This window comes from Actinotignum sp. usb-actsch-rep-73, assembly GCF_059082735.1.
On sequence record NZ_JBHNPV010000070.1, the window covers coordinates 1 to 2303 of the forward strand.

The window sequence follows — 2303 nt, forward strand, 5'->3', positions numbered from 1 at the left end:
GTGTGAAACTTCTCTGCCTTTTCCTCTTCCTTTGCCCCTAGCGCCTGTTTTGTTGCTGAATGAAGCGGTTTTCTTTCGCGTTCAGCTCACTTTCTCACCAAGAGAGACCGCGCTAGCGGTCCTACAATGGGAGGCATGCGTAACTCCCTCAATGAACCCCAAGGGCCCTCGTCGCCCTCTGCTCCCTCGACTCAATCGTCGACCGGCTTGCTTGAACGAACTGAGGTTGAACGCGAAAAGGCTCCCGGCGATGGCGATCGATTCGCGCACTTCGTGCGTAGGGATAAAGCTGATTCATCAATGATGACGGGACAGCCTGTCGTTGCCTTATGCGGCAAAGTCTGGATTCCGACGCGTGATGCTTCACGCTACCCGGTGTGTCCGACATGCAAGGAACTTCGTGACTCGATGGGGAAGAACGGACGGAACTGGCCGTTCTCAGACGGGAATGGTGGCTCGGATAAGTGAGCTCCTCCAAGGATCGTCATCTCTATCCATCCCGCATCTCACCTGCCGCCGCTCGCTCGCTGTCTCCCTCGTTTCCTGCGCGTGCCAGAAGAGGAACAGCGGGTTCACTTCGCGCATGGCAGGCAGCTGCTCTTGAGCAATACATGGCTGAGGCACCGCGTGACTTCCTTGCGGTTGCAACTCCCGGTGCGGGTAAAACGACCTTTGCTCTCCGTATTGCTGTGGAGCTGATGGGGCAGGGCATCGTCGATAAGGTCACCGTCGTCTGCCCGACTGAACATTTGAAAGGCCAGTGGGCCGATGCTGCTGCGCGAGTCGGTATTCATATTGACCCGTCGTTTACGAATGCTCAGGGCCGTGCGGGCTCGCACTTTGATGGTGTTGCCGTTACGTATGCGCAGGTCGGCGCTAATCCTGCGGTCCATGAAATGCGTACACGCGACTATCGGACCCTCGTCATCTTGGACGAGATCCACCACGCTGGTGACTCGCTGTCGTGGGGTGACGGTGTGCGCCAAGCGTTCGGCGATGCAACGCGCCGTCTTGCTCTGACAGGCACTCCTTTCCGCTCTGATACGTCGCCGATCCCGTTTGTTCGCTACGTGGAAGATGCCGATGGTATTCGTCGCTCTCAAGCCGACTACAGCTACGGCTACGGCGATGCTCTGCGAGACATGGTTGTTCGCCCGGTCCTGTTCATGTCCTATTCGGGTCAGATGTCATGGCGTACCTCGACCGGCGATGAAATGAGCGCTCGCCTGGGTGAACCTCTGACGAAAGACCTGATGAAGCAGGCCTGGCGCACGGCTCTTGATCCGAAGGGTGAGTGGATTCCTTCCGTTCTTCGTGCCGCCGATCTGCGTCTTGAAGAAGTTCGTCGTCAGATCCCTGATGCCGGTGGTCTGGTGATCGCCTCTAATCAGACGCAGGCGCGCGCCTATGCGCGTCATCTGTACGAGATCACGGGTAAGAAGGCGACGATCGTCCTGTCCGACGATGCTGACGCCTCGGATCGCATTGATGCGTTCCGCGAATCGGATGACCGTTGGATGGTTGCCGTCCGAATGGTGTCGGAAGGCGTGGATGTGCCTCGTCTATCGGTGGGCGTCTACGCGACAAACACATCCACCCCGCTGTTCTTTGCCCAGGCCGTTGGACGTTTTGTCCGTGCCCGCAAACGCGGTGAGACAGCGACAGTCTTCGTTCCTTCGGTTGTCCCACTGCTGGAGCTTGCTTCACAGATGGAAGCTGAACGCGACCACGCGCTTGACCGTCCGAAGTCAGCTGATGACGAAGACGCCATGTGGAATCCTGAAGACGCCATGGTCGCCCAGGCAAATGTGAGTGAGTCAGCATCGTCGGATTTGCTCAATCAGTACGAGGCCTTGGGTGCAGACGCAGAGTTTGACGGCGTGCTCTTCGACGGTGCTGCCTGGGGGCAAGGCGCTCAGGTTGGTTCAGTCGAAGAACAGGAATACTTGGGGATTCCCGGCCTGCTTGATGCAGATCAAGTGACTACTCTTTTGAGGGCGCGCCAAGCTGAACAGGTTGCAGCTCAAAAGAAGTCGAAGATCGCAGCGAAGATGCGTGAGGCGAACGCTGGAGTCTCAGACCACCGTCTCCGCGCCGCAAAGCGTAAGGAACTCTCACACCTGGTCTCGTCCTGGTCGCGTCGTAGTGGTGAACCGCACGCGATGGTTCACGCTCAGCTGCGTCAACGCTGTGGCGGCCCGGAGATCGCCCGTGCAACCACGGAACAGATTGAAGCGCGCATTGCTTTGCTTCGCCAGTGGTTCGTTGGAAAACACTAGGCCTGACGCAGCTGAATGTGAATG

At 58.0% G+C, this 2303-nt stretch carries 2 protein-coding genes; both read left to right on the plus strand.

The window, feature by feature from the left end; translation table 11 throughout:
- Positions 1 to 135 precede the first annotated feature (135 nt).
- Positions 136 to 468, plus strand: coding sequence for a DUF3039 domain-containing protein (locus AC5RE1_RS05545; protein ID WP_040318748.1), 333 nt, complete (start codon positions 136 to 138; stop codon positions 466 to 468).
- 35 nt (positions 469 to 503) lie between these two features.
- Entirely contained in the window at positions 504 to 2279 is a 1776-nt protein-coding gene (locus tag AC5RE1_RS05550; RefSeq protein ID WP_493938443.1) for a DEAD/DEAH box helicase, read from the plus strand.
- The last annotated feature ends 24 nt before the right edge of the window (positions 2280 to 2303 follow it).

What these genes read in the sequence shown, in the direction of transcription:
- AC5RE1_RS05545 (WP_040318748.1), top strand. Translation starts at nt 136, where the DNA reads ATGCGTAACTCCCTCAATGAACCCCAAGGGCCCTCGTCGCCCTCTGCT.